Raw genomic sequence first — 24,263 nt, forward strand, 5'->3', positions numbered from 1 at the left:
CTAAAATAAAAAAACTTGGTACGCAATCGCTGTACCAAGTTTTTTTATTTAGCTTTTAATTAAGCCATAAATAATAATTTATATAAGAATACTGCTACGACACCAGCACAGATAGGTGCAACAACGGGTACCCATGCATATCCCCATTGAGAAGAACCTTTATGTTTCAATGGAAGTAGTGCGTGTACAAGACGTGGTGCAAAGTCACGAGCTGGGTTCAGACCAGGACCTGTAGGACCACCAAGTGAAGCAACTAATGTCCATACAAGGAAACCAAGTGCTAAGTGAGCTGTACCAAGGTTATCTTGGAAGAATGGTGCTTTTGTAATACCTAAAGCTCCAAAGAATAAAACGAATGAACCAAAGAATTCATTGACGAAACCATTGAATTTAGAACCAACACTGTTGATTGTTGAGAATGTACCTAACACATGGTTTACATCTTCTGTTTGGTCGTAGTAAGGTTTGTAACAAGCCACTACGATCAATTGTCCGATCGCTGCACCAATCAATTGTGCAATGATATAAGGAACAACTTCAGCCCAAGGGAACAATCCATTAGACGCTAAGGCAATCGTAAATGCTGGGTTGATGTGGTTACCGCTGATTCCGCCAAAGATCATTGCCGGCATCATAACCCCAAATCCATATCCGACAGCAATCAGCATCCAGTCGCTGCCATATCCTTTTGTACCTTTTAAATCTACGTTTGCTACAGCACCGTTACCTAGCACGATTAGTAATGCTGTACCAATCATTTCCGCCGCAAGACGGGTCATTAGTGAGTAATCCATAAATACCTCCAAATGTTATAAAAATGCAAAAAAAAAGAAACATCAACACGAAAAGCATCGGTGCAGTGTTTCGTGTCGGAAGGATTTCTGCAGTCTTAACAAATGTGAATAAAAAAATGATTTCCATTACGTATAAGAAACCAGACCAACAGTAAAACTCCAACTCTTTTTAAAAGTTCTCCACAAATCACCAAGCTTAACTATAAATATACCAAAAAAAAAACGTTTTTTTTCTCAAAAATTGTATCTTAGAAACAGCATGTTTTGAAACTTTCAGAAAAGGTTTGTTAGTAAAATGAAAGCTATACGTAAGGAGTGTTGTTTGATGAAATTTTTTCAAGAGTTTTTCATTATTATTTTCTTTTCTGTATTAGGAGAAGGTATCCGAATTTTTGCTCATTTACCTATTCCTGGGAGTATCTTAGGTATTCTTTTTTTATTTTTAGCATTTGAAATGCATCTTGTTGATCCTGAAAAAATCGGAGCAACTGGTGATTTTTTATTGAATAATCTAGCTATTTTATTTGTTCCAGCTGGTGTAGGTTTATTGGAATATTTTGATGACATTGCTTCGATATGGCCTGTTTTACTGGGGGCAGTCGTCGTGTGCTCCATCGTCACGATGGTTGCAGCGGGAAAAACGGCAGAAGGGGTAGAAGCTTTGCTAGGCTATGTCCGTAAGAAAAAAGCAAGCAGGGTATCTGTAAACGAAATGGAGGAGAATCAAATTGACTGAGTTTTTTGTGAATCCATTATTTGGCTTAAGTTTGACTTTAGGAGTGTACGTATTATCTGACAAATTTTTGCGGAAATATAAACTGCCTGTTTTGAATCCTCTCGTATTATCGATTGTTGTTATTATCTTATTTCTGCATTTTTCTGGCGTCAGCTATAAAGAGTATAATATCGGCGGCAATTTTTTGACTATGCTGATTACTCCTGCGACAGTGGCACTTGCCATCCCGCTTTATAAAAACTTCCGTTTGTTGAAAGAAAATTTTTATCCTGTAATAGCTGCGATTTTGGCAGGGATAGTCGCAAATTGCTTGGTTAGTGTAGGGATCGGTTATTTTTTCTCTCTTCATAAAGAGATGGTCATCTCATTACTACCGAAATCTGTAACGACGGCTATTTCTGTCGATTTGTCTCATACGATGGGTGGGGTGAACGCCGTGACTCTTGCTATTGTTGTCTCTACAGGTATTTTTGGCTCGCTGATCGCTACTCATATTTTCCGCTTATTCAAGATCGAAAGTCCCGTTGCTCGCGGTGTGGCGTTAGGAAGTACTTCTCATGCTATCGGCACAGCAAAAGCAATCGAGATTGGCGAAGTAGAAGGGATCATTTCAGGGCTTGCGATATGCGTAAATGGGATATTGACCGTTTTGTTGCTGCCGTTATTCTTTCAGCCTTTTGCTGGCTTGTTTTGATGCGAAAACCACTATTTTATGCTACAATAACCAAAACGTTCTAGCATAAAAAAGGAGGGAAAGACGTGTATTTGTCTTCCGAGTATCTTAAACAATTTGATAAAGATCTATATTATAAGATTCTCCTCCTAGAAAGTTTTGAGGATCAAGCTTGGCATACTGCTGCACAATTAGCGCAAGTTGTTCAGCTGGATGCCCGCAGTGTGTCGAAATACCTAAACGAGCTGTCTAAAAACTATCAGCAGTTTAGCGGTAAGACGCATCCTTTGTTTACAAAAAATCACCGTTCTGGTTATAACTTTTATGATACGCTCGATTCGATTGAACATGAGCGTTTTTTAATCTATCTCGTGCAAAGTACGCTGAAATTCCAGCTGCTGCACGACATTTTTTTTGAAGAATTCCACACGATGTACCAATTTGCGCAAAAGCATTACATTAGTGAATCCACTGCTCATCGAAAAATCAATGAATGGAAACAGCAACTGCAAACTTATGGCATTCGTCTGCAACGAGGTACATATATCGCGCAAGGCGAAGAAGAAATCATTCGACTTTACTTGCATATGACATTCTGGCAGTTGTTTCGAGGGAAAATCTGGCCGTTTGAAACGATTTCTCAAATGGACGTAAAGAATATGGCAGAACATATCATGGCTTTTTTCAACGTTCGTTTGAATGAAATCAAAAAAAGACGATTGGAATACATGCTAGGTGCCTTTTTTTTAAGAAAATCACAGAAGCATTATGTGGTATTGAATGAGAAAAAAAGAGGGCTGATCGCAGACAATCTGTTGTTCCAGCGATTCTGCCAAGTCATGGAGCCGGTATTTCCTAATTATTTTCAAGTAGAAGACGAATTAGGCGCATTGTTTCTTGTTCTGATGACGCGTGAAGAATATTATAGTGATCCTAAGATACGGAAGAAAATTTTTGATTTTCATCAACAAGCAGAAACACCGCCTTTTGCAGCTCTTTCTGAAGCAAAAGCAGCTCTTTCTCTTTATCAAGAAGAGCAGGAGCTACCAGCGGAAGATCTGACCTTTGAGGCAGAAAACTATTTGTTCAGTAGTCATTTTTTCGCCTATCTTTTTCCTAACGCAAAAGAAACGATTGATGGAAACAGTAGTGACTTCATTAATCATTTAGTCATTGAAAACAAGGAATTAAAACAATGGTTAGTACGCTTTTTTGAAAGCAGACACAAACAGCCTAATCATCTGGCGTTTAAAAATCATGCGTTTTTGATGGGACGGTATCTGACTGTGTTTAAAACATTAGGAGCCTTTACTCCACAGCTTCCAAAGATCACGATCCTCTTGATGACAGATTTCCCATTATTTGAAGAGCAACTGTTAGAGGAGGGGTTACGGACGTTTTTCCGTAATGATTATCAGCTGATTTTTCTACCAACGGATTATCGGGGAAGAGAAGTGGATCTTCTGATTTCCACAAGTAAAGTTCATCGAAAACCGTGGGCGGATCTTGACTATTTTATTGTGACCGAAGAATTAAAATTGATAGATTACATTCAGCTATCTCAAAAATTTGAAATGATTCAAAAACAAAAACAATCAAAAAAATAATAAAAAAAGGAGAATAAAGATGACATTTGAAGAAATTTTACCAGAATTGAAAAAAGGTGCAAAGATTATTCGTAAAGGATGGAGTGGATTTGAGCTTTATGTTGTTCTCGTATCCGATGATGAATTTGATGGTTGTCCGGTGACGCCTTACTTATTGATCAAAACAAGTGATGAAGGTTTTTCTAGCTTCGCTCCTACAGTTTGCGATATTTTAGCAGATGATTGGGCGATCGTAGAATGAAAAACCGTTATCCAGATTTAGCTAAACAGGTCGTATTTATTACAGGAGCTGCTTCTGGTATTGGTGCTGCGCAAGCCCAAGCTTTTCTGGAACAAGATGCCTTTGTGTTTGGATTAGATCAAAAATTTGGAAAAATGGAAGAACTTTCTTTTCGATTTCCTGAAACTTTTGCCTACGCACTAGGGGATGTCCGACAGAGGAAAGAACTCCAACAAGCGGTATCGAAATGCCAAAATCATTTTGGTGAAGTTACGATTTTATTGAATACTGCGGGGGTATTAGATGCATACAAATCCTTGATGGAAACTGACGAATCGCTGTGGGATCTGATTTATGAAACGAATGTGAAAAGCATGTATCATCTAACAAGCATCATCCTTCCTGATATGATCCGTCGAAAAAGCGGAACAATCATTAACATGGCTTCGATTGCGGGTTTGGTTGCTGGCGGAGGTGGGATCGCTTATACAAGTGCGAAACATGCAATCGTCGGTTTTACTAAACAACTCGCTCTGGATTACGCGGAGCAGGGGATCCGAGTAAAAGGAATTGCTCCAGGAGCCATCCAAACGCCGATGAATGCGGCTGATTTTGAAGGAAAAGGTGAGATGGCAGAGTGGGTGGCAAATGAAACACCAGTCAAGCGATGGGCACAGCCGGAAGAAGTAGCGGAGCTGACATTATTTCTTGCCTCTCCTCAAGCAAGCTATATACAAGGAACGATTATTCCAATCGACGGTGGCTGGTTGCTAAAATAACCTTGTGTTTTTTTCAAGCTTCTGTATGATAAGAAATAAAGAGAGAACCAAATGGTTGATGATAAAAGAAAGTCGATGATTGTTCCCGGCATTTGATGTCAGACAGCTTTTTCACAACCTTCTGCGGCACTTCAGTTGGAATTTTCTTCCCATCCTTTGGTCGCAGTCATTACCAAGATAAAATTATCTTGCAAAGGAGAAATAGAACATGGAAAAAAATAATACCCGTTCAGCCAAACGCTGGACAACGACAGATGTGACTCGGATGGCGCTAGTCACTGGTTTATATGTGGCAGTGACGCTGGTTTTGTCTGTTTTTAGTTTTGGAGTGATTCAGATTCGTCTCTCGGAGATGTTCAACTATCTGTCCTTGTATAACAAAAGATACATCGCCGCGGTAACAGCGGGAGTAGCTTTGGCTAATATTGCTTCTCCTCTTGGACTGATAGATGTTGTAGTAGGAAGCGTCAGCACGCTGATTGTATTGCTTATCAACTATAAAATCACTAGTCGCATCAAAAACATGAAAATCAAAATGGCTGTGACAGCATGCGTATTCGCTTTTTCCATGTTTACAGTAGCTGGTCAGCTAACGATTTTATATCAACTACCTTTTTTCTTGAATTGGTGGGTGATTGCTTTAGGAGAATTGGCATCAATGATTGTCGGTGGGATAATTATTTATTGGATCGGTAAAAAAGTAGATTTGACAAAATAAAGATCTGTTTAAATTAAAATAAGGCAGCGTGGAAGAGACCGGATGTTGAGTCTTCTTCCATGCTGCTTTTTTGCTCAATTCGTTCGAAGAAATCGATTTAGCCGTTTTTTCATCAAGACACCGATATAGGCTGCTCCAATTGCTTTGATTGCTTCCGGCAGTAAAAAAGGCAGTAGCCCACTGGCAAATGCAGTTGTAAAAGTAAGGTCGCCACTTATCTTCAGCCAGATCGTCCCACAGACTAATGCGGTAAGAGAGCCCATTAGATTGGCAAAGATTGCGTATAAGTAATGAGCGTCTGTTTTTTCGATCATCCAGCCAGTTAGCCATGTTTGAAAGAGAAATCCAATCAAATATCCGCCAGTTGGACCAAATAAAACAGCTATGCCTCCAGTCATCCCTGAAAATACAGGAAGACCGATCAAACCCAGTAAAAGATAAACTGTAACCGATATCAATCCCAGTTTTCTTCCGAGAAAAGTGGCTGTCAGTCCAATAGCAAATGTTTGCCCTGTCAAAGGAACCAAACCAAAAGGAATGGTCATCTGAGAAAGGACAGAAATAATCGTGGCAAATTCCGCAGCCAGTATCAATTCTTTCAATGTTCGGTTCATAATGCCCTCTTTTCGTTAACTTAATATTTTTATTTGGTTAACGAAATTGTAAAACAAAGTGATTGCTTTGTAAATAGGAAATAAAAAAAAGACCAACTATCCAATAGATAGCGGTCTTTTTCAAGAAAGCTTTTGAAATTATAAGCTTTGGTTGTAGTATTCAACGACAAGAGCTTCGTCGATTTCTGGATATAGTTCGTCACGTTCTGGTAAACGAGTCAATGAACCTTCCAATTTTTCAGCGTCAAAGCTTACAAATGCTGGACGTCCAACAGTTGCTTCTACAGCTTCTTTTACTGTTACGATGTTTTGTGATTTTTCACGAACTGAGATCACTTGACCCACTTCTACGTGGTATGAAGGGATATCAACGCGTTTGCCATCAACTAAAATGTGACCATGGTTAACTAATTGACGTGCTTGACGACGAGTCGTTGCAAGTCCTAAACGGTAAACAACATTGTCTAAACGTTGTTCTAGTAAGATCATGAAGTTAACACCATGTTTACCTTCTTTGATTTTGCTAGCTTTTACGAACAAGTTACGGAATTGACGTTCGTTCATTCCGTACATGTGACGAAGTTTTTGTTTTTCAGTTAATTGCATGCCGTATTCTGATTGTTTGCCACGGCTGTTAGGTCCGTGTTGACCTGGTGCGTAAGGGCGACGTGCTAATTCTTTTCCTGTGCCTGACAATGAGATGCCTAAGCGACGAGAAATTTTCCATGATGGTCCTGTATAACGAGACATTAAAATTTCCTCCAATGAATATAAGTTTTTGGAGTAAAATAATCCGTTGAAAAATTCATAATCATATAGTTTGTTCTTCAATCTTCACCTTTGCAGCCGCGGTTACACAATCGAACCCGAGACGGGGCAACAAACTAGGGATGAGTTATTATTTTTCTGCTGCATTATTTTACACAAACTACAGTATATGATAGATCATCCATGAATGTCAAGATAATTAGTACGTAAAAACGCTTTACAAACCTAGGCTCTCTTTATAAAATGAGAAGGTATGTGCAAATGGAAAAAAGTGAAGGAAGTTTAAGGAGAAAATCAATGAATCCGGTATCACCATTATTTGAGAAAATCGATGCTTCAATTGAAAAGAAGGCGAACCTTTTTGAAAACAGCTTTTCACGTTACGCTGTTCGAGCGGTTCTTGCCTGTTTGTTTTTGACTTTAGGAACGGCTGTGGCATTTGCGATCGCGATGAAGGGGGAAGATATCGCGCACGGTCTAGGAAAGATTTTATACGCATTTATGTTCAGCTGGGGTCTGGTCATGATTCTATACATGAACGCCGAATTAGGAACATCGAATATGCTTTATATGACCGTGGGTGTTTTTCGGCAGAGACTTGCTTTAAGTAAGGCAGCCAAGATTCTATTTGCCTGTATTTTTTTCAATATGATTGGCGGTATGTTATGTGGATTTCTTATTTCTATGACTACGCCATTTCAAGATTTAACGTTGGACAACTTTATGTTAGAATCAATAGCAGTAAAACTAGCAAAACCTGCAACAACGATTTTGGTGGAAGGAATGTTTGCGAATATCGTTGTCAATACCGCTGTACTGATCAGCATGCGGATGAAAGAGGATGCTGGGAAAGTGATCACGGTCGTATTCATTATTTTCATTTTTGCTTTTTTAGGATATGAACACGTGATAGCGAATTTTCCTGCCTTTACGCTTGCTTACTTTGCTTCTCATGGACAGATGGACGGAATGACAGCCAGCAATGTGTTACATAATTTGTTTTTTGCTTTGGCAGGGAATTATATTGGTGGCGGTTTAGTGATGGGACTGGGTTATGCTTGGCTGAATCAATCAAAATCATCCTATGTGGACTAAAAAGTCGTTCATTAAGGGAGGAAATACCATGGAAGTGTTAGTTTTTCCAAAAAATGAAGAAAAAGCGTTACAAATGGAAAAGTACATGAAAAATCTTTTTCCTTTTGCTGGGGTACCTAAGCCGGAACGCGCTCTTTTGCAACAGCCGTTATTGGATGAAAGCAAACATTTATCTGTTTCTGAAGTTTTAGCTTTTGTTCATTATTATTATGAACAAATCGAAAGAGAATATCAGTATGTGGCGATCGATTTAGTCCAAAAAAACATCAAACGGCTTACCTTTGAAGAGATAGTTGCATTGTTACCACTAGTCCAGAAAAAAGAATGGTGGGACAGCATCGATTCTTGGAGAAAAGTATACAGTACATGGTGTAAAGCCCATCCAGAGCAACGTAAAGAAGTCTTTCAGTTGTTCGAAAAAAAGGAAGATTTCTGGTTGCGTCGAATAGCAATCACGTTGCAATTAGGTTATAAACAGCAAACAGACACAGCACTATTGATCCGAGCAATAGACGAAGACCGTCAAACAAAGGAATTCTTTATCCAAAAAGCAATCGGTTGGGCATTGCGTGATTATAGTAAGACCGATGCCGCTTGGGTAAAAAGTCAGCTGACAACAGATTTGAGCAAGTTAGCTGTTCGCGAGGCAAGCAAGTATTTATAAGAAAGCGAGACGACAAGAGATGAGACGCAAATTATTTGCTTTTGATATTGATGGAACGTTGTTAGATTCAAATAAACAAGCTTTAGATAGCACGAGAGAAGCATTGGAAAAATTACGCAAAGCCGGTCATCTGGTCACGATTGCTACAGGGCGGAGCCGGTTCCATGCGCAAGAAGTCATTCGAGATCTGGATTTTACGAACTACATTTTATGTAATGGAGCGGCCGGTTTTTTAGACCATGAACAAGTATATAAGAACTTACTAGATCGCGAACAGTTGGATGCATTCGTCGAGGAAGCGCATCATGAACAGATCGACACAGCTTTTGTCAGCTTAGACAATATCAAACGTTCTTCTTCCAATGATGTAACGGTGATGGAAGAGGCGATGCATTCTTTCGGTGCTGTCTTGCCTGAACTAGATCAGTTTTTTGCAGAGGAACAAGAAATCTATCAAGCGTTAGCATTTTTCGATCAAACCTATGATGGAAAATTCTCCTCATATGATAAGATTCGATTTGTCCGCTGGCATGAGAACAGTGTAGATGTCGTTCCCCAAAACGGTTCTAAAGCGGCGACGATCCTACACTTAGCAGAACAAGTAGGCATCCCGCATGAAGATATTATCAGCTTTGGTGACGGACAAAACGACCGTGAAATGTTGCGTATGTCAGGAATCGGAATAGCTATGGGGAATGCTGTGCCAGAAGTACAAGCAGAAGCCAAGATGGTCACTGATACAAATGATCAAGATGGTATCTGGAAGGCATTGAAAGAGTTAAGTGTGATTTAAAAGAGGTTGTGAAAAAGCTGTTCTGCATCAAGTAATAAGAACAGCCAAACAAAAATAGCTCCTCCTATTTTTCGTTTGGCTGGGCTTATTACCGCAGATGAAAGCTTTTGAACACCGTTTAAGGAAGATGGCGTTACAGAAGTGGTCAGTTTCAAGTAATAAGAAGGGATTTATGAAAATTGCTTCTCAAATTTTTGAAAAATTTTGGCTTATTTCTGAAGAAGCAGCAGATGGAACAACGTTTATTCGGGAAATGGGACTGTGACAAGATTTTTGCCACAGTCCCATTTCTTTATTTTATTTTTCAAATCTAAGAAATATCAGGAAAGAGTTCCTTTTGTTTGACCTTTTCTTTCTTATTGAAAACAACTATAATATAGAGTGATGTTAAAAGAGAAGAGGAATTTAGTGTGCGGGTATTGTTTATTGGTGATGTAGTAGGTTCAATGGGACGAGAGATGATTACTGAATATCTTCCTAGGTTGAAGAAGAAGTATCGTCCGCAAGTAACGATCGTAAATGGTGAGAATGCCGCTTCTGGACGTGGAATCACAGAAAAAATCTATAAAAAATTTTTGCAAGACGGTGTAGACGTCGTGACGATGGGAAATCATACGTGGGACAACCGCGGGATCTTTGAGTTTGTAAATGAAGCCAAAAAGATGGTTCGGCCGGCAAATTTTCCGGAAGGGACGCCTGGACAAGGGATGGTCTTTGTCAAAGTGAATCAGATCGAATTGGCAGTAATCAACATGCAAGCTCGTTCTTTCATGGTGGACTTGGATGATCCTTTCCGTAAAATGAAGGAACTAGTAGAAGAAGCTAGGAAACGTACGCCAATCATTTTTGTAGATTTTCATGGAGAAACAACAAGTGAAAAACAAGCGATGGGCTGGTTTTTAGATGGGAAAGTTTCAGCAGTGGTCGGTACACATACACATGTCCAGACAAATGATGCGCGAATTTTGCCAAAAGGCACAGCGTATCTGACAGACGTTGGGATGACAGGACCCTATGATGGTATTTTGGGTATGCGCAGAGAACCTGTGATCGAAAAGTTTCTGACCGCATTACCAAAACGTTTTGAAGTTGTCGAACAAGGCCGATCGATTTTAAGCGGCTGTATCTTAGAATTGGATGATACGACAGGTCATGCAAAAGAAATCCAGCTGATTCAAATCAATGAGGATCGACCGTTCATGGAGTAGAAAGAGAGGCAGTTTTTTGCAGCAGGAGCCGGAAATTCAAAAAGAAGTAAGGAAACTGACAAAACTTTTAAGAGAAAATGAAACGATCATTCGCTACAAAGAACTTGAAGAAAAGATTCAGCAAAACCAGTATTTAGCTGAGTTGAGAGAGAAAATAAAACAAGCGCAAAAAGAAGCTGTTCATTTTGCCCACTATGACAAACCAGCAGCAGAACAAGAAGCAATCAAGCGAGCGGATCAATTCATGAAAGAATTTGATCAGCATCCGCTTGTTATAGCTTATAGAAAACAGCTTTTGGAAGCAGATGATCTGCTTCATCATTTAACAACGATGATACAAGAAGAAATCAATGGACAAATAGAGGAGGAAAAACATGCCTCAAAAAACTAAAAATACTCCTATGATGGAACAATATCTAAGCATCAAGGCACAATACCAAGATGCTTTTTTGTTCTATCGTTTAGGAGACTTTTATGAATTATTTTATGAAGATGCGATCAAGGCATCACAGCTTTTGGAATTAACGTTGACGAGCAGAAATCGAAATGCAGAAGAACCTATTCCTATGTGCGGTGTCCCTCACCATGCAGCACAAGGATATATCGATGCCTTGATTGAAAAAGGCTATAAAGTAGCGATTTGCGAGCAGGTAGAAGATCCAAAGACGACTAAAGGGATGGTCAAGCGCGAAGTGATCCAGCTAGTCACTCCTGGTACAGTCATGGACAGCAAAGGATTGTCGGCAAAAGACAACAATTTTTTAACAGCTGTAGTTAGTCAAGGAAATGAATTTGGCTTTGCTTATGCCGATCTAAGTACGGGAGAATTGAAGACGGCTCGGTTGCATGATGAAGAAGCTGTTTTAAATGAAGCCTCTGCATTGCAGACAAAAGAACTCGTATTAGGCAGTGAGATCACTGATACCCTTCGTGAACAGCTAAGCGGGCGTTTAGGGCTAGTCTTTTCTCAACAAAATGAGATGGAAGAAAACGCGGAATTTAGCTTTTTGACAAGCGAACTAGTCGATCCGCTGGAAAAAGAAGCAACCGGCAAACTATTGACTTATTTAGCGGTAACACAAAAGCGGAGTTTAGCGCATATCCAAAAAGCAGTAGAATACCAACCAGATCATTTTTTGAAAATGGATTATTATTCAAAATTCAACCTAGAATTAAGCCAATCTATTCGGACTGGGAAAAAGCACGGCACTCTTCTATGGTTATTAGATGAAACAAAAACAGCAATGGGCGGCCGTTTATTAAAACAATGGCTAGACCGTCCGCTTATCCAGGCAAAACAAATTAAAGCAAGACAAGAAATGGTCGCTTCTTTGCTAGACAGTTATTTTGAACGTATCGATTTGCAGTCAGCATTAACGAAAGTCTATGATCTGGAACGCCTAGCAGGTCGAGTAGCTTTCGGTAATGTCAATGGGCGAGACTTGATCCAGTTGAAAATTTCTTTAGAACAAGTGCCAATGATCAGAGGGTTGATTGAAGGAATCGATCAAGGTCAATGGCAAAGTCTGCTTTCAGAAATGCAACCGATGGACCATCTCGTCCAATTGATTGACCAAGCTATCCAAGATGATCCGCCGTTACAAATAACGGAAGGAAACATCATCAAAGATGGATTCAATGAGCAGCTCGATACGTACCGTTCTGCTATGAGAAACGGAAAGAAGTGGCTAGCAGAACTTGAAGCAAAAGAGCGTCAAGAAACAGGAATCAAGAACTTAAAAATCGGATTTAACCGCGTTTTCGGTTATTATATAGAAATCACAAAAGCAAATCTTGGAAATGCAGAGCTGGAGAAGTATGAACGAAAACAAACCTTAGCAAATGCAGAGCGTTTCATCACACCAGAACTAAAAGAATTGGAGACACAAATCCTCGAAGCAGAAGAAAAATCTGTTGATTTAGAATATCAGTTGTTTTTAGCTGTGAGAGAAGAAGTCAAAAAGGCTATCCAGCCGCTACAAGTACTTGCAAAAGCAATCAGCGCAGCAGATGTGCTACAAAGTTTTGCAACGATCAGCGAACGCTATCAGTATGTTCGGCCAGAACTTGTCAGTGACAAGCATCAGCTTCTGATCAAAGACGGGCGACATCCTGTAGTAGAAAAAGTATTAGGACATCAGGAATATATCCCTAACAGCGTAGAAATGGCAGAAGACGAAATGATCTTGCTGATCACAGGACCGAATATGTCTGGTAAAAGTACGTATATGCGCCAGTTGGCATTAACTGTTCTGATGGCGCAAATGGGCTGTTTCGTTCCGGCAAAACAAGCAGTTTTACCTATTTTTGATCGGATTTTTACCCGAATTGGTGCAAGTGACGACTTAATTGCTGGACAAAGTACTTTTATGGTAGAGATGATGGAAGCCAATCAAGCCCTGCGTTATGCTACGCCAAACAGTTTGATTTTGTTTGACGAACTCGGGCGAGGAACAGCAACCTATGACGGAATGGCGTTGGCCCAAGCAATCATCGAATATATCCATCGTCATGTACAAGCAAAAACACTCTTTTCTACCCATTATCATGAACTGACGGTACTTGAAAAAGAACTTCCGCAGCTTAAAAATGTCCATGTTGGAGCTGTTGAAAAAGACGGAGAAGTTGTCTTCTTGCATAAAATGATGGATGGACCTGCGGATAAAAGCTACGGTATACATGTGGCAAAAATCGCAGGATTGCCTGCCAATCTACTTGAGCGAGCAGCAGATATCCTGCATACGCTAGAAAATGGCGATAACGGACACCATACTGTTCCAGCTGAAGTAGAAGAAAAGACTAAAACAGCCAAACAGGAGCAAATAAAACCACCTGCAGAAAAAGTAAACCAAGACCCTATACAAGACAGTGTCAAAGAAGAAAACCAACAACTTTCTTTATTCGGTGAATTATCCGAAAATGAAACAGAAGTCATTGAATCACTGAAGCAAATAAATTTACTAGAAATGACGCCAATGGATGCACTAAACACATTATATGAATTACAAAAACAACTGTAGGAAGAAGGCGGATATCGATGGCCAAAATCCAAGAATTATCTGAACGTTTAGCTAATCAGATCGCTGCGGGAGAAGTAGTGGAACGACCAGCTTCCGTCGTGAAAGAATTAGTGGAAAATGCAATTGACGCCGGTAGTACTCAGATTGATATCTTAGTTGAAGAAGCGGGACTGCGGACGATCCAAGTGATTGATAACGGAGAAGGCATTTTGGCAGACGACGTAGAGAATGCCTTCAAGCGGCATGCGACAAGTAAGATCCATAATCGCGATGATCTTTTTCGCATACGAACGCTGGGCTTTCGAGGGGAAGCTTTGCCAAGTATTGCCTCTGTTTCTGAAATGACTCTGGAAACGGCGAATCAGGAAGAAAAACAAGGTACTTATCTTTCGCTCAAAGGCGGTGAGGTCTTGGAGCATCGGCCAGCACCTCTGCGTCAAGGAACGAAGATTACCGTCAGCAACCTGTTCTTCAATACGCCAGCCCGCTTGAAGTACGTGAAAACACTGCACACAGAATTAGCGAACATCGGGGACATCGTCAATCGTCTGGCATTAAGTCACCCATCAATCGCTTTTCGTTTAGTACATGATGGAAACAAAATGTTGGCAACTGCTGGAAATGGCGATCTGAAACAAACGATTGCGGGAATCTACGGATTATCTACCGCTAAAAAAATGTTGAAAATCGAAGGAAAAGATCTAGATTTTGAGTTATTTGGTTATGTTTCATTGCCAGAGGTGACTCGTGCCAGTCGGAATTACTTATCGACGATCATCAATGGACGTTTTATCAAGAATTTTTCCTTAAATAAAGCAATCGTTGCAGGTTATGGATCAAAATTAATGGTCGGCCGTTTTCCTATTGCTATATTGGAAATCAAGATGGACCCGCTTTTAGTCGATGTAAATGTCCATCCGACGAAGCAGGAAGTCCGGTTGTCGAAGGAAAAAGAACTAACAGAGCTAATTAGTAACGCCATTCAAAAAGCATTGTCCCAAGAAAACCTGATTCCAAGTGCCGCGGATAATCTACGGTTCAAGAAAAAAGTACCAGATCAGCCTAAAAAGGAACAAATCGAAATCGATTTGTCCTACGCTTTTGAAGAAGAAAAACCTAAAAAGCCAAGTAGTTTAAATTTTGACCGAGAGACAGGAACCTTTTTTGTAGAAGAACCAAAGAGCACATTTGTTGACAGATCTGTTGATAAGTCTGTGGAAAATGTTGAAAACTTTTCTGGTTTTTCTGAAGAAAACACCAGTTATCCAGAAAAAACAGCGAAAACGGTGGATAAGTTTGGTGAAAATGTTGATAACTTTGTAGAAAAAACAGTGGAAAAATCTGAAAAGAAAGAAATTACTACTGTGGATAACACAGAAGAAACAAATAAAGAACAGATAGATATATCCTTGGAAGAGGATGAACAGATTTACGAGAAAGAATTGACACTGCACCCTGAATTTGATTTCACTCAAGGAAACGACAAAACATTAGAACAAGCGATCAAGAAACTAGAAACGGAAAAACCAGTTCAACGTTTTCCTCAATTGGAATATTTTGGACAGATGCACGGAACGTATCTTTTTGCCCAAAGTAGCGACGGATTGTACATCATCGATCAGCATGCTGCTCAAGAGCGTATCAAATATGAATATTTCCGAGAAAAAATTGGGGAAGTATCTGATGATCTGCAAGAATTGCTTGTTCCATTTGTGTTGGACTATCCAAACAGTGATGCTTTGAAATTAAAAGAGCAAAAGCATTTGCTAGAAGACGCAGGGATTTATTTAGAAGAATTTGGTCAAAACAGCTTTATTGTACGGGCCCATCCTACTTGGTATCCCAATGGTGAAGAAGAATCGATTATTCGCGAGATGATCGACATGCTACTGACGACAGGAAGTGTGAGCGTAAAAAAATTCCGTGAAGCAACAGCAATCATGATGAGCTGTAAACGATCGATCAAAGCCAACCATTATTTGAATGAAGCACAAGCACGTGTGCTGCTGAAAGATTTAGCACAATGCGAAAATCCGTTCAATTGTCCCCATGGCCGCCCAGTATTGATTCACTTTACCAACTCGGATATGGAAAGAATGTTCAAACGGATCCAAGACCCGCATTAAGTCAGAGAGAAGAGGGAAACATGAAGATTATACTAGCATCTCAATCACCAAGAAGAAAAGAGTTATTGGCTCACATCGTTTCAGAATTCGAGATCGAACCTGCTGATATTGATGAAACGCCATTTCCAGACGAACTGCCAGTCGATTATGTACGCAGAATGGCTGAAGAAAAAGCACGAACTGTTTGGGAACAAAAAGAAAAGAAAGACAGCTTAGTGATTGCTAGCGACACGACTGTTGTTCTCAACCAGGAGATCATGGGTAAACCAGAAGATATGGCTGAGGCTGAAGTCATGTTGAAAAAATTAAGCGGGGAAACACATACTGTATACACAGCAGTTGTTTTAAAAACAAAGGAGCGAGAAGAACGAATACTAGCAGAAGCACATGTCACTTTTTATCCACTGACAGATGAAGAAATCAATCGTTACTTGGAGACGGGAGACTATGCGGATAAAGCAGGGGCATACGGCATCCAAAATGCTGCAAGTGTATTCGTCAAAGAAATTTCTGGAGATTACTACAGTATCGTAGGGTTTCCGATTGGTGCTGTCAATCAGGCACTGAAAACATTCAATTAAACAAAAAAGCGGACTATCTGATTTTCGATTGAAAATCCATGATAGCCCGTCTTTTTTATTGAAAAGATTACTTATCTACTCTGATTAAGATTTTACTTCAGCTTTACCGACTGCTTCGCCTGGGCGAACAAGTCCTGATTGGTCAAGGGATAGACCAGCAACTTTTTCGTTATTAGTTAAAGCAACAATAATGTCAGTTTTCTTACCAGCTTGTTCTATTTCTGGCAAATCCATTTCAGCAATCAGAGTTTCTGGTGTGACAAGATCTCCTTCTTTCACGAATACAGTGAAAGGAACGCCTTTTAGTTCAACGGTATCTAATCCCATGTGAACAAGTACTTCCAGCCCCACATCAGAAAGAATACCAATGGCATGTTTTGTTTCAAAGACGCTCGTCACTTTACCATTTACTGGTGCATAGACTTTGCCGTTTGACGGTTCGACAGCATAACCGTCACCCATCATTTTTTGTGAGAAAACTGGGTCATTTACTTCAGTAATTTCCTTGATGTTCCCAGCAGCCACTGCGAATAATGTTTCTTTTGTTGCAACTGCCGTACCAGTTGCTGAAACAGGTTCGAAAGACTGTGGTGTTGCTGTTGCGCCATTCGCTGTTTGAAGCTGTACATCAGCAGCATTTTCAGGAACAGCAGGATCAATCTTATTCAAGATTCCCTGACGTCTAAAGACGATCGTCAAGCCAAATGGAATGATGATAGCGATGATCATTGCGATGATGAAAGGTACCCATGTTTCTGCTTGGATGGCTAGTATTCCTGGTAAACCACCTACTCCGATCGCGTTTGCTCGAACATCCATCAAGTTGGCAAACATGCCAGCTAATCCAGAACCGACCATTGCTGCGACGAAAGGATAGACGTATTTCAAATTGATTCCGAACATAGCAGGTTCAGTTACACCTAAGTAACAAGAAATCATTGCTGGAATCGAGATTTGTTCTTCTTTTTTGTTCCCACGATGCAAGAAGACGATGGCTAAGACTGCAGAGCCTTGGGCGATATTTGATAAAGCAATCATCGGCCATAAATTCGTTGATCCGAAATCTGCAATCAGCTGCATATCAATCGCATTGGTCATATGGTGGAGACCAGTAATTACTAAAGGTGCATACAGGAACCCGAATACAGCACTAAACAACCAGCTGATAGAAGACGTCAACCCGGTATTTACGATAGTTGAAATCCAGCTTCCGACTGTCCAGCCGATAGGACCTAAAATAACGTGAGCAGCTAAAACAGTTGGTAACAATGAAAACAATGGAACAAAGATCATTGAGATCGACTGAGGGATATATTTGCGGAAGAAAATCTCTAGATACGCTAACATAAACCCTGCCAGCATAGCTGGAATAACTTGTGCTTGATAACCAATCATTTGGACTTGAGCAAAACCAAAATCCCAAAATGGAATATCTGCTGCGGCTGTGGAAGCTACACTATAAGCATTTAATAATTGCGGAGAAACTAATGTAATTCCTAAAACAATTCCTAATATTTGTGTAGTACCCATCTTTTTCGCAATACTCCAAGTGATACCTACTGGAAGAAAATGGAAAATTGCTTCACCTGGCAGCCATAAAAAGGCATTGACGCCATTCCAAAATTGCGAGTGTTCAACGATCGTTCCACCAAGACTTTCAAACTGGATACCTTCAAGTACATTTCTGAACCCAAGGATCAATCCGCCGACGATAATTGCAGGAATCAGTGGTGTAAAGATTTCTGCCAAGACGGCAATGGCGCGTTGTACGGGATGAAGGTTTTGTTTTGCTGCTGCTTTTCCTTGTTCTTTGGAAACCCCTTCAACGCCGGATACTGCAACGAAGTCGTTATAAAAAGTAGAAACATCATTTCCTATGATGACTTGGAACTGCCCAGCATTCGTGAACATCCCTTTCACGCTAGGAATATCTTCGATTGCTTTTTGATCTGCTTTTCCAGGATCATTTAGGACGAAACGCATACGAGTTGCACAATGACTAACTGCAGCAATATTTTCTTTTCCGCCGATATCATGTAGCAGTTTCTCGGCATCTGCTTGATACTTTGCCATATCAATAAACCCCTTTCTTTTAACTTGTCTATGCAAGTTACTTCTTCGTTTACTATACTTTTTTTTAGGAAGAATTGCAAGCGTTTTATTCAAAAACATCCAGAAAAATGATATCGTTTTAAAAAGCATAAAATAAGCTTTTCTTAAAAAGGGGAACATTGAAATACAAAAAGAGCTGTAGTATAGTGAAGAAATGATGGAAGAACGAGTGAGGGAAAAAACATGAACAAGTTCAATGAAATTTTTTTAGATTTGGAACAGAAAATTTTAGCGAAAGAATATCCTCCGCATTCGCTTTTGCCTAGTGAGAACCAATTGATCAAAATCTACGGTGTTTCACGAGAAACAATTAGAAAAGCACTGAATCTTTTGACGACGGAAGGATATATTCAAAAAAAACAAGGAAAAGGGTCGATCGTACTAGATCGAAACCGCTTTGATTTTCCTATTTCTGGACTGACAAGCTATAAAGAGCTACAGGAAACCCAACGTATTCCAAGTGAAACGATCGTTCATACGTTAGAAGAAACAGAAGTAACAAAAGCACTGAATGAGATTACTGGCTGGGAGATTGGTGCACCTGTCTGGCATTTGATACGCGAAAGAAAAATCGATGGTGAAGTGGTTATATTAGATACTGATTATCTATTAAAGGAAATCGTTCCTCATTTAACCCCAGTACAAGCACAAGGATCGATCTATGAATATTTTGAAAATGAGCTTTCTTTAACGATTGCTTACGCACAAAAGGAAATCACAGTAGAAGAAGTAACAGATATCATGAAAACAACGATGGATCTTCACGATGACACTTACGCAGTGGTCGTCAGAAGTCTTGTTCATTTGGAAGATACCCGCTGTTTTGAGTATTCTGAGTCGGTACACCGATTAGATAAATTCCGTTTCGTTGAGTTTGCCCGGCGCCGAAAAGTGTAAATGTTTCGAAAAAAAGCAAATTGTTGGCATCTGTCTGCTTTGGCGCTATGATAGGATCACAAAGGGGGCATTTTTAATGGATAAACCAACAAGACCAGAAAAAGAAGAACTGAAAGAAAAATTATCACCGATGGCTTATGCAGTCACACAAGAAAATGCAACAGAACGTCCATTTACCGGAAAATACGATGATTTTTACGAAAAAGGGATCTACGTCGATATCGTCAGCGGCGAACCGTTATTTAGCTCTGCGGAAAAATATGACGCAGGTTGTGGCTGGCCATCATTCAGCAAACCAATAGCGAAAAGACAAGTACGCGAAAAAGCCGATTTTTCTCATGGCATGCATCGAATAGAAGTTCGAAGCAAAGAAGCAAACTCTCATCTCGGGCATGTATTTACCGATGGCCCAGTAGATAAAGGCGGTCTGCGTTACTGCATCAATTCTGCCTCACTAAAATTCATTCCCTATGAAAAGATGGATGAACTCGGTTATGGCGAATACAAATCACTGGTAGAATAATGAAAATACAAAAAGAGCGGTACAATACGGGGATTCACTCGATCGTCCGCTCTTTTTTATTCAAGCGATTGCTATTTGAAAGAAACGCTCCCCAGACTCCTTTTTTCACAAGGTGAAATGTGCTACAATAAAGGGAACGTATGTGTGCAAAAGAAAGAGGACTAGAATATGTATGAATATCTGACAGGTGTGGTTACCTTTATCAACCCCTATTACATAGTAGTAGAAACCAATGGTATAGGCTACCAGATCGCACTAGGAAATCCTTACCGCTACAGCAGCAAACTAAATCAAAAAATAAAAATTTATGTCCATCAGGTGATCCGCGAAGATGCGCATCTTTTGTATGGATTTGATTCTTTAGAAGAAAAACAACTGTTTTTGCGATTAGTCAGTGTTTCAGGAATCGGTCCAAAAAGTGCTCTTGCGATCATGGCAAGTGAAGACCACTCCGGTTTGATCCAAGCAGTGGAATCCAGTGATGTCACTTATTTGACAAAATTTCCAGGGGTAGGGAAGAAGACGGCGCAACAAATGATCTTGGATCTAAAAGGAAAATTTGGTGAGCTGAGTATCGATACGCCCTTCAGTCTATTCGATGAAGCAAATACAAAAGACGCTACCGCTCTATCTGAAGCAATGGAGGCTCTCTCAGCTCTTGGTTACAGTGATAGAGAAATCAAACGTGTAGAAAAACAATTAAAAGAAGTCGATAATCAGACAACAGATGAGTATTTACGCCAAGCACTCAAGCTGATGATGAAAAAATAAGGAGGAGACCAAATGACAGATGAATACTTGTTATCACCAGAAACTGGCGAAAATGAACTGAGTTTGGAAAAATCTCTTCGTCCGCAGTTGCTTTCTCAGTATATCGGGCAGAGAAAAGTCAAACAAGAACTTCAGATCTACATCGAAGCTGCCAGAAATCGGGAAGAACCATTAGATCATGTTCTGTTGTATGGGCCTCCTGGATTAGGGAAAACGACGATGGCTATGGTCATTGCTAATGAGATGACTGTGAACATTCGTACGACAAGCGGCCCCGCTATCGAACGTCCGGGTGATTTAGTAGCGATCTTGAATGAACTGGAAGCAGGGGATGTCCTATTTATCGATGAGATCCATCGATTGCCTAGAGTAGTAGAAGAGATGCTTTATTCGGCCATGGAAGATTTTTATGTAGACATCATGGTAGGACAAGGACCAACCGCACATCCGGTCCATTTCCCTCTTCCTCCCTTTACTTTGATTGGGGCGACGACACGAGCAGGTATGCTTTCTGCACCTTTACGCGATCGATTTGGCATCATTTCACATATGGAATATTATGACGAACAGGAACTGCAGGAGATCGTTTTACGTTCTTCGGATATTTTTCAAACAGAGATCATTGAAGAAGGGGCATTGGAAATTGCTCGCCGATCGCGAGGAACGCCTAGAATCGCGAATCGCTTACTCAAACGGGTTCGTGATTTTGCGCAAGTTCAAGGAGACGGGAAAATCGATCGTCCTATAGCAGATCAGGCGCTTACTTTGCTACAAGTCGATCAAGCTGGTTTGGATTATGTTGACCAGAAATTGTTACGGACGATGATCGAATTATATGGCGGCGGACCCGTAGGATTAAGCACGCTTTCCGTAAATATAGGAGAAGAACGAGAAACAGTCGAAGATATGTATGAACCGTACTTGATCCAAAAAGGATTTTTAAAGCGTACACCTAGAGGACGAATGGCTACGGCTTATGCTTATGAACATTTCGGCTACGACTATCATATGTGATTTTTGCTTTTAGATTGGAGGAAAATGAATGAGTGATACAACACGTACGAAACAATTGATCAAAAACGTATTGATTGATTTGTGCCAAACACAATCTTTTCGAAAAATCAGCGTCCAAAAAATCGCAAATGAAGCAAAAATCAATCGTCAAACATTTTATTATCATTTTACAGATAAATACGATTTGCTTCGTTGGGTCTATTGTGAGGATGCCTTGCATTATTTAGACCCGCAATGTCTTACTCTTGATAATTGGGAAGAGCAAGCATTGAAAATGCTGAAAGCAATTGCTGAAAAGAAAGAGTTTTACGCAAATACTGTGCTTTCTGACCAAGAAATTTTACAAAAAGAATTTTCTCAACTAATCCAAAAATCTTTTATCAAGATTTTTGAGCAAATGGATGAAGAAAGACAGCTTTCTGCAAAAGATAAACTATTTTATGCTCGTTTTTTTTCTTACGGTTGCAGCGGCGTGTTAGTCAATTGGATCACGAATGAATATGAAGAAACACCGATGGAAATCGCTATGCAGCTTTTCCGTTTAGCCAAGGATACGGAATTATACTCTTATCGTCTTTATGCAAAAGAAGAGTTGGAAGAACAGTAATAGAAATAATCTTTCGTTGAAAAAGCCATGATCGTTAAAAGGAGATGGGAAAATGACAAAAATTTTATTTGTTTGTTTGGGAAATATTTGCCGTTCACCAATGGCAGAAGGCTTGTTGAAGAAACGAATAGCATCAGAAGGAAAGGAAGCAGAATTTTTTGTGGATTCTGCTGCTACAAGTACGTATGAAGTTGGAAAGACACCGCACCCTGGAACGAAAAAAATATTGAACCAAGAAAATGTGGATATGACGAATATGGTTGCTCGTCAAATCACACCCCACGATTTTGAAACTTTTGATTGGATCATTGGCATGGATCAAGAAAATGTAGAAGAACTGAAAAGAAGAGCACCACGCTCAGCACAGGAAAAAATCCATTTGTTTTTAAGTAGCATCCCTGGAAAAGAAAAAGAAAATGTTCCCGATCCATACTATACCAATAACTTTGATGAGACATATCAATTGATCACAGAAGGGTTAGATCATTGGTGGAACATTTGGATGGATGAAAATAAAATAACAAACAGTTTCTAAAATTAGCGCTTTCTTTTTTTAGAGACGTTAGAGCATTTCCTTGTTTTTTTGTAAAATGTTAGGTAAAATAAGATTAATTAAGTAACACTTTCTTAGCTAAAGGAGGAGTGCATTCGATGAACGAAGAGACAGTATCACCAATGAAGAAGCTTACGAAGTTAGTTACTCATACCTCGTATCAACTTTTTGATTCTTTTGTAAATGACACTGAAGAACATGCTAAGAATGTACGATTGCAAGGAAAGTTTATTCTTGAGCTGCAAAAAGCTGCGACTGAACATAGTCTAGTTATCTTACAAGTAAGAGCGAATCGTTTGAGTAGCAAGTATGAAACGATCTCAGGTTGGGTGGCGACAAAAACGGTCGAAAAAGACCGAGTAATGATCCGCCTACAAAACGAAGAGCAGCAGATCCGCATGGTTCCCGTAGAACAAATTGAAAAAATAACAATCCTTTCGCCAGCAGGAGAACAGGAACGGTTATCAAAATAATTTATACCAGATAGAAAAGCACGTATGAGCTTGTACCATCAATCATTACTAATCAAAAATAACCGAATGCTTTAAGCGGATACCGATAAAACGAAACGTTTTACGATGAGTATCACAGCATGACAGCATTCGGTTGATTAGTTGAATCGATTGTATGGGACAAGTTTTTTTGATAAAAAAAGGTCCTGCTAGCCGGGGAGCTAGCAGGATAAGGAGTTAAAAATGAAAAAGTGTTGTTAGGGTTGTTTGTTGGTATGCTTATATAATAGTCATTAGTTGTGAATATTTTGTGACGAAAGTTTTCGAAAGTTGTTAAGTTTTTTTGCGAAATTTATTTTTATATCATGTATTTGTCTAAAATTTTATACTATAAAAAGACACGTTGTGCAATCAGCTACCCTTTGGTATTAGTTCAAAAAACGGTAAAATAGCTCCTTATATTTTGCTGTTTTGCTTTTCTAATACTTAAGCCAAGGCGCTGATTTCACAACCTTTTTTTACAAATCCAGCGATTCCCATGAGTCAAGAACTATCTTTTCTTCAAAAAGAAATAATAGGAATAGAAGCCTTGATAGTTGCGATAAAATAAAAATGGATAGATAAAATTCGAGAGAAACATGTATTGACGTGGCAGATGAAAGGGTCAGATTTGTTAGTGTATCAGGAGTGCCGTTAGAAGAACACAAGGAGAGAAAAGATGGAACTATTAGAAAAAGAAAGTATTGATTTTTATTTGGAGCGTGATTGGACCGTTTTACGCTATGCTTTTTTCAAGGAAGAAGAGTATGACGGACTAAATAGTCATCAGGAGGCAGTTTTAGAATTTCTCAATTACTCAAATAGATTGTGTGTTGCCAGGTCATGGCGGATTAGCGAAAGGCTTCTCGTAGTTTCTAAAAAAATATATGCACAAAAAC

General features: G+C 39.6%; 24 protein-coding genes and 2 pseudogenes. 22 read left to right on the top strand and 4 right to left on the bottom strand.

Annotated features, from left to right (window positions below; translation table 11 throughout):
* Window positions 1–59: 59 nt before the first annotated feature.
* Window positions 60–794: an MIP/aquaporin family protein gene (locus HMPREF2988_RS11020; protein WP_002290500.1), complete on the bottom strand. Its 735-nt coding sequence runs from the start codon at window positions 792–794 to the stop codon at window positions 60–62.
* 325 nt (window positions 795–1,119) lie between these two features.
* On the opposite strand from HMPREF2988_RS11020, the gene HMPREF2988_RS11025 reads away from it, so the two are divergent.
* The 6 genes and pseudogenes from HMPREF2988_RS11025 to HMPREF2988_RS11050 all read left to right on the top strand — a co-directional run bounded on the left by HMPREF2988_RS11025 (window position 1,120) and on the right by HMPREF2988_RS11050 (window position 5,527).
* On the top strand, window positions 1,120–1,530 hold the full coding sequence (locus HMPREF2988_RS11025) for a CidA/LrgA family protein (RefSeq protein ID WP_070770654.1): 411 nt from the start codon (window positions 1,120–1,122) through the stop codon (window positions 1,528–1,530).
* On the top strand, window positions 1,523–2,224 hold the full coding sequence (locus HMPREF2988_RS11030; protein ID WP_002315539.1) for an LrgB family protein: 702 nt from the start codon (window positions 1,523–1,525) through the stop codon (window positions 2,222–2,224). The genes HMPREF2988_RS11025 and HMPREF2988_RS11030 overlap by 8 nt, the downstream gene beginning before the upstream one ends.
* Window positions 2,224–3,810 (top strand): annotated as a pseudogene (locus tag HMPREF2988_RS11035) (helix-turn-helix domain-containing protein). Before HMPREF2988_RS11030 ends, HMPREF2988_RS11035 begins: the two are co-directional and overlap by 1 nt.
* 19 nt (window positions 3,811–3,829) lie before the next feature.
* Window positions 3,830–4,051 (top strand): DUF2829 domain-containing protein, encoded by a 222-nt coding sequence (locus tag HMPREF2988_RS11040; RefSeq protein WP_002290506.1) that lies wholly within the window; start codon window positions 3,830–3,832, stop codon window positions 4,049–4,051.
* Window positions 4,048–4,809 (top strand): 3-oxoacyl-ACP reductase, encoded by a 762-nt coding sequence (locus tag HMPREF2988_RS11045; protein WP_002290507.1) that lies wholly within the window; start codon window positions 4,048–4,050, stop codon window positions 4,807–4,809. The genes HMPREF2988_RS11040 and HMPREF2988_RS11045 overlap by 4 nt, the downstream gene beginning before the upstream one ends.
* A gap of 208 nt (window positions 4,810–5,017) precedes the next feature.
* The gene (locus HMPREF2988_RS11050; protein ID WP_002290510.1) at window positions 5,018–5,527 is read left to right on the top strand and encodes a QueT transporter family protein; all 510 of its coding nucleotides are present in this window, start codon (window positions 5,018–5,020) and stop codon (window positions 5,525–5,527) included.
* Window positions 5,528–5,601: 74 nt separating this feature from the next.
* Here the strand turns inward: HMPREF2988_RS11050 and HMPREF2988_RS11055 are convergent, their stop codons facing one another.
* Both HMPREF2988_RS11055 and rpsD read right to left on the bottom strand, forming a co-directional pair.
* The gene (locus tag HMPREF2988_RS11055; RefSeq protein ID WP_070770656.1) at window positions 5,602–6,141 is read right to left on the bottom strand and encodes a biotin transporter BioY; all 540 of its coding nucleotides are present in this window, start codon (window positions 6,139–6,141) and stop codon (window positions 5,602–5,604) included.
* A gap of 138 nt (window positions 6,142–6,279) precedes the next feature.
* On the bottom strand, window positions 6,280–6,891 hold the full coding sequence (rpsD, locus tag HMPREF2988_RS11060; protein WP_002294265.1) for a 30S ribosomal protein S4: 612 nt from the start codon (window positions 6,889–6,891) through the stop codon (window positions 6,280–6,282).
* Between the two features lie 261 nt (window positions 6,892–7,152).
* On the opposite strand from rpsD, the gene HMPREF2988_RS11065 reads away from it, so the two are divergent.
* The 8 genes from HMPREF2988_RS11065 to HMPREF2988_RS11100 all read left to right on the top strand — a co-directional run bounded on the left by HMPREF2988_RS11065 (window position 7,153) and on the right by HMPREF2988_RS11100 (window position 16,396).
* Window positions 7,153–8,004 (top strand): formate/nitrite transporter family protein, encoded by an 852-nt coding sequence (locus tag HMPREF2988_RS11065; protein ID WP_002316577.1) that lies wholly within the window; start codon window positions 7,153–7,155, stop codon window positions 8,002–8,004.
* Between the two features lie 28 nt (window positions 8,005–8,032).
* Window positions 8,033–8,668: a DNA alkylation repair protein gene (locus HMPREF2988_RS11070; protein ID WP_002290514.1), complete on the top strand. Its 636-nt coding sequence runs from the start codon at window positions 8,033–8,035 to the stop codon at window positions 8,666–8,668.
* Window positions 8,669–8,687: 19 nt separating this feature from the next.
* On the top strand, window positions 8,688–9,461 hold the full coding sequence (locus HMPREF2988_RS11075; protein ID WP_002315544.1) for a Cof-type HAD-IIB family hydrolase: 774 nt from the start codon (window positions 8,688–8,690) through the stop codon (window positions 9,459–9,461).
* Between the two features lie 410 nt (window positions 9,462–9,871).
* The gene (locus HMPREF2988_RS11080) at window positions 9,872–10,669 is read left to right on the top strand and encodes a TIGR00282 family metallophosphoesterase (protein ID WP_002290518.1); all 798 of its coding nucleotides are present in this window, start codon (window positions 9,872–9,874) and stop codon (window positions 10,667–10,669) included.
* Window positions 10,644–11,060: a YlbF family regulator gene (locus HMPREF2988_RS11085; RefSeq protein ID WP_050558407.1), complete on the top strand. Its 417-nt coding sequence runs from the start codon at window positions 10,644–10,646 to the stop codon at window positions 11,058–11,060. The genes HMPREF2988_RS11080 and HMPREF2988_RS11085 overlap by 26 nt, the downstream gene beginning before the upstream one ends.
* Window positions 11,044–13,689 carry a DNA mismatch repair protein MutS gene (gene mutS / locus HMPREF2988_RS11090; protein ID WP_070770657.1) on the top strand — a complete coding sequence of 882 codons (2,646 nt, stop codon included), beginning with the start codon at window positions 11,044–11,046 and terminating at the stop codon, window positions 13,687–13,689. The genes HMPREF2988_RS11085 and mutS overlap by 17 nt, the downstream gene beginning before the upstream one ends.
* Window positions 13,690–13,706: 17 nt before the next feature.
* Window positions 13,707–15,815 (top strand): DNA mismatch repair endonuclease MutL, encoded by a 2,109-nt coding sequence (mutL, locus tag HMPREF2988_RS11095; RefSeq protein ID WP_070770658.1) that lies wholly within the window; start codon window positions 13,707–13,709, stop codon window positions 15,813–15,815.
* A 20-nt stretch (window positions 15,816–15,835) separates the two neighbouring features.
* Complete coding sequence (locus HMPREF2988_RS11100) at window positions 15,836–16,396, top strand: Maf family protein (RefSeq protein WP_002290524.1); 561 nt, start codon at window positions 15,836–15,838, stop codon at window positions 16,394–16,396.
* Between the two features lie 84 nt (window positions 16,397–16,480).
* Here the strand turns inward: HMPREF2988_RS11100 and treP are convergent, their stop codons facing one another.
* The gene (treP, locus tag HMPREF2988_RS11105; protein ID WP_070770659.1) at window positions 16,481–18,469 is read right to left on the bottom strand and encodes a PTS system trehalose-specific EIIBC component; all 1,989 of its coding nucleotides are present in this window, start codon (window positions 18,467–18,469) and stop codon (window positions 16,481–16,483) included.
* A 222-nt stretch (window positions 18,470–18,691) separates the two neighbouring features.
* Here treP and treR point away from each other — a divergent pair, with 222 nt between their 5' ends.
* The 8 genes and pseudogenes from treR to HMPREF2988_RS11145 form a co-directional block, all read left to right on the top strand.
* Window positions 18,692–19,405 carry a trehalose operon repressor gene (gene treR, locus HMPREF2988_RS11110; RefSeq protein ID WP_002290526.1) on the top strand — a complete coding sequence of 238 codons (714 nt, stop codon included), beginning with the start codon at window positions 18,692–18,694 and terminating at the stop codon, window positions 19,403–19,405.
* Between the two features lie 76 nt (window positions 19,406–19,481).
* Complete coding sequence (msrB, locus tag HMPREF2988_RS11115) at window positions 19,482–19,928, top strand: peptide-methionine (R)-S-oxide reductase MsrB (RefSeq protein ID WP_002309788.1); 447 nt, start codon at window positions 19,482–19,484, stop codon at window positions 19,926–19,928.
* A 168-nt stretch (window positions 19,929–20,096) separates the two neighbouring features.
* The gene (ruvA, locus tag HMPREF2988_RS11120; RefSeq protein ID WP_002290528.1) at window positions 20,097–20,699 is read left to right on the top strand and encodes a Holliday junction branch migration protein RuvA; all 603 of its coding nucleotides are present in this window, start codon (window positions 20,097–20,099) and stop codon (window positions 20,697–20,699) included.
* Window positions 20,700–20,711: 12 nt separating this feature from the next.
* The gene (ruvB, locus tag HMPREF2988_RS11125; RefSeq protein ID WP_002290529.1) at window positions 20,712–21,713 is read left to right on the top strand and encodes a Holliday junction branch migration DNA helicase RuvB; all 1,002 of its coding nucleotides are present in this window, start codon (window positions 20,712–20,714) and stop codon (window positions 21,711–21,713) included.
* A 28-nt stretch (window positions 21,714–21,741) separates the two neighbouring features.
* The gene (locus HMPREF2988_RS11130) at window positions 21,742–22,320 is read left to right on the top strand and encodes a TetR/AcrR family transcriptional regulator (RefSeq protein WP_002290530.1); all 579 of its coding nucleotides are present in this window, start codon (window positions 21,742–21,744) and stop codon (window positions 22,318–22,320) included.
* A gap of 52 nt (window positions 22,321–22,372) precedes the next feature.
* Complete coding sequence (locus tag HMPREF2988_RS11135) at window positions 22,373–22,855, top strand: low molecular weight protein-tyrosine-phosphatase (RefSeq protein WP_002290531.1); 483 nt, start codon at window positions 22,373–22,375, stop codon at window positions 22,853–22,855.
* A 116-nt stretch (window positions 22,856–22,971) separates the two neighbouring features.
* Complete coding sequence (locus HMPREF2988_RS11140; RefSeq protein ID WP_002289815.1) at window positions 22,972–23,346, top strand: hypothetical protein; 375 nt, start codon at window positions 22,972–22,974, stop codon at window positions 23,344–23,346.
* A gap of 697 nt (window positions 23,347–24,043) precedes the next feature.
* Window positions 24,044–24,263, top strand: a pseudogene (locus tag HMPREF2988_RS11145) (hypothetical protein); the annotation flags it as partial.

Source organism: Enterococcus sp. HMSC061C05 (assembly GCF_001814765.1).
GTDB lineage: Bacteria > Bacillota > Bacilli > Lactobacillales > Enterococcaceae > Enterococcus_B > Enterococcus_B lactis.

Excerpts from the sequence above, each read along its gene's own strand:
- mutL (WP_070770658.1), top strand. The coding sequence starts at position 13,707 with ATGGCCAAAATCCAAGAATTATCTGAACGTTTAGCTAATCAGATCGCT.
- HMPREF2988_RS11070 (WP_002290514.1), top strand. The coding sequence starts at position 8,033 with ATGGAAGTGTTAGTTTTTCCAAAAAATGAAGAAAAAGCGTTACAAATG.
- treP (WP_070770659.1), bottom strand. The coding sequence starts at position 18,469 with ATGGCAAAGTATCAAGCAGATGCCGAGAAACTGCTACATGATATCGGC.
- HMPREF2988_RS11040 (WP_002290506.1), top strand. The coding sequence starts at position 3,830 with ATGACATTTGAAGAAATTTTACCAGAATTGAAAAAAGGTGCAAAGATT.
- HMPREF2988_RS11065 (WP_002316577.1), top strand. The coding sequence starts at position 7,153 with ATGAGAAGGTATGTGCAAATGGAAAAAAGTGAAGGAAGTTTAAGGAGA.
- HMPREF2988_RS11135 (WP_002290531.1), top strand. The coding sequence starts at position 22,373 with ATGACAAAAATTTTATTTGTTTGTTTGGGAAATATTTGCCGTTCACCA.
- HMPREF2988_RS11050 (WP_002290510.1), top strand. The coding sequence starts at position 5,018 with ATGGAAAAAAATAATACCCGTTCAGCCAAACGCTGGACAACGACAGAT.
- HMPREF2988_RS11130 (WP_002290530.1), top strand. The coding sequence starts at position 21,742 with ATGAGTGATACAACACGTACGAAACAATTGATCAAAAACGTATTGATT.
- HMPREF2988_RS11020 (WP_002290500.1), bottom strand. The coding sequence starts at position 794 with ATGGATTACTCACTAATGACCCGTCTTGCGGCGGAAATGATTGGTACA.
- ruvA (WP_002290528.1), top strand. The coding sequence starts at position 20,097 with ATGTATGAATATCTGACAGGTGTGGTTACCTTTATCAACCCCTATTAC.
- msrB (WP_002309788.1), top strand. The coding sequence starts at position 19,482 with ATGGATAAACCAACAAGACCAGAAAAAGAAGAACTGAAAGAAAAATTA.
- HMPREF2988_RS11100 (WP_002290524.1), top strand. The coding sequence starts at position 15,836 with ATGAAGATTATACTAGCATCTCAATCACCAAGAAGAAAAGAGTTATTG.
- HMPREF2988_RS11025 (WP_070770654.1), top strand. The coding sequence starts at position 1,120 with ATGAAATTTTTTCAAGAGTTTTTCATTATTATTTTCTTTTCTGTATTA.
- ruvB (WP_002290529.1), top strand. The coding sequence starts at position 20,712 with ATGACAGATGAATACTTGTTATCACCAGAAACTGGCGAAAATGAACTG.
- HMPREF2988_RS11045 (WP_002290507.1), top strand. The coding sequence starts at position 4,048 with ATGAAAAACCGTTATCCAGATTTAGCTAAACAGGTCGTATTTATTACA.
- rpsD (WP_002294265.1), bottom strand. The coding sequence starts at position 6,891 with ATGTCTCGTTATACAGGACCATCATGGAAAATTTCTCGTCGCTTAGGC.
- HMPREF2988_RS11085 (WP_050558407.1), top strand. The coding sequence starts at position 10,644 with ATGAGGATCGACCGTTCATGGAGTAGAAAGAGAGGCAGTTTTTTGCAG.
- mutS (WP_070770657.1), top strand. The coding sequence starts at position 11,044 with ATGCCTCAAAAAACTAAAAATACTCCTATGATGGAACAATATCTAAGC.
- treR (WP_002290526.1), top strand. The coding sequence starts at position 18,692 with ATGAACAAGTTCAATGAAATTTTTTTAGATTTGGAACAGAAAATTTTA.
- HMPREF2988_RS11140 (WP_002289815.1), top strand. The coding sequence starts at position 22,972 with ATGAACGAAGAGACAGTATCACCAATGAAGAAGCTTACGAAGTTAGTT.
- HMPREF2988_RS11075 (WP_002315544.1), top strand. The coding sequence starts at position 8,688 with ATGAGACGCAAATTATTTGCTTTTGATATTGATGGAACGTTGTTAGAT.
- HMPREF2988_RS11055 (WP_070770656.1), bottom strand. The coding sequence starts at position 6,141 with ATGAACCGAACATTGAAAGAATTGATACTGGCTGCGGAATTTGCCACG.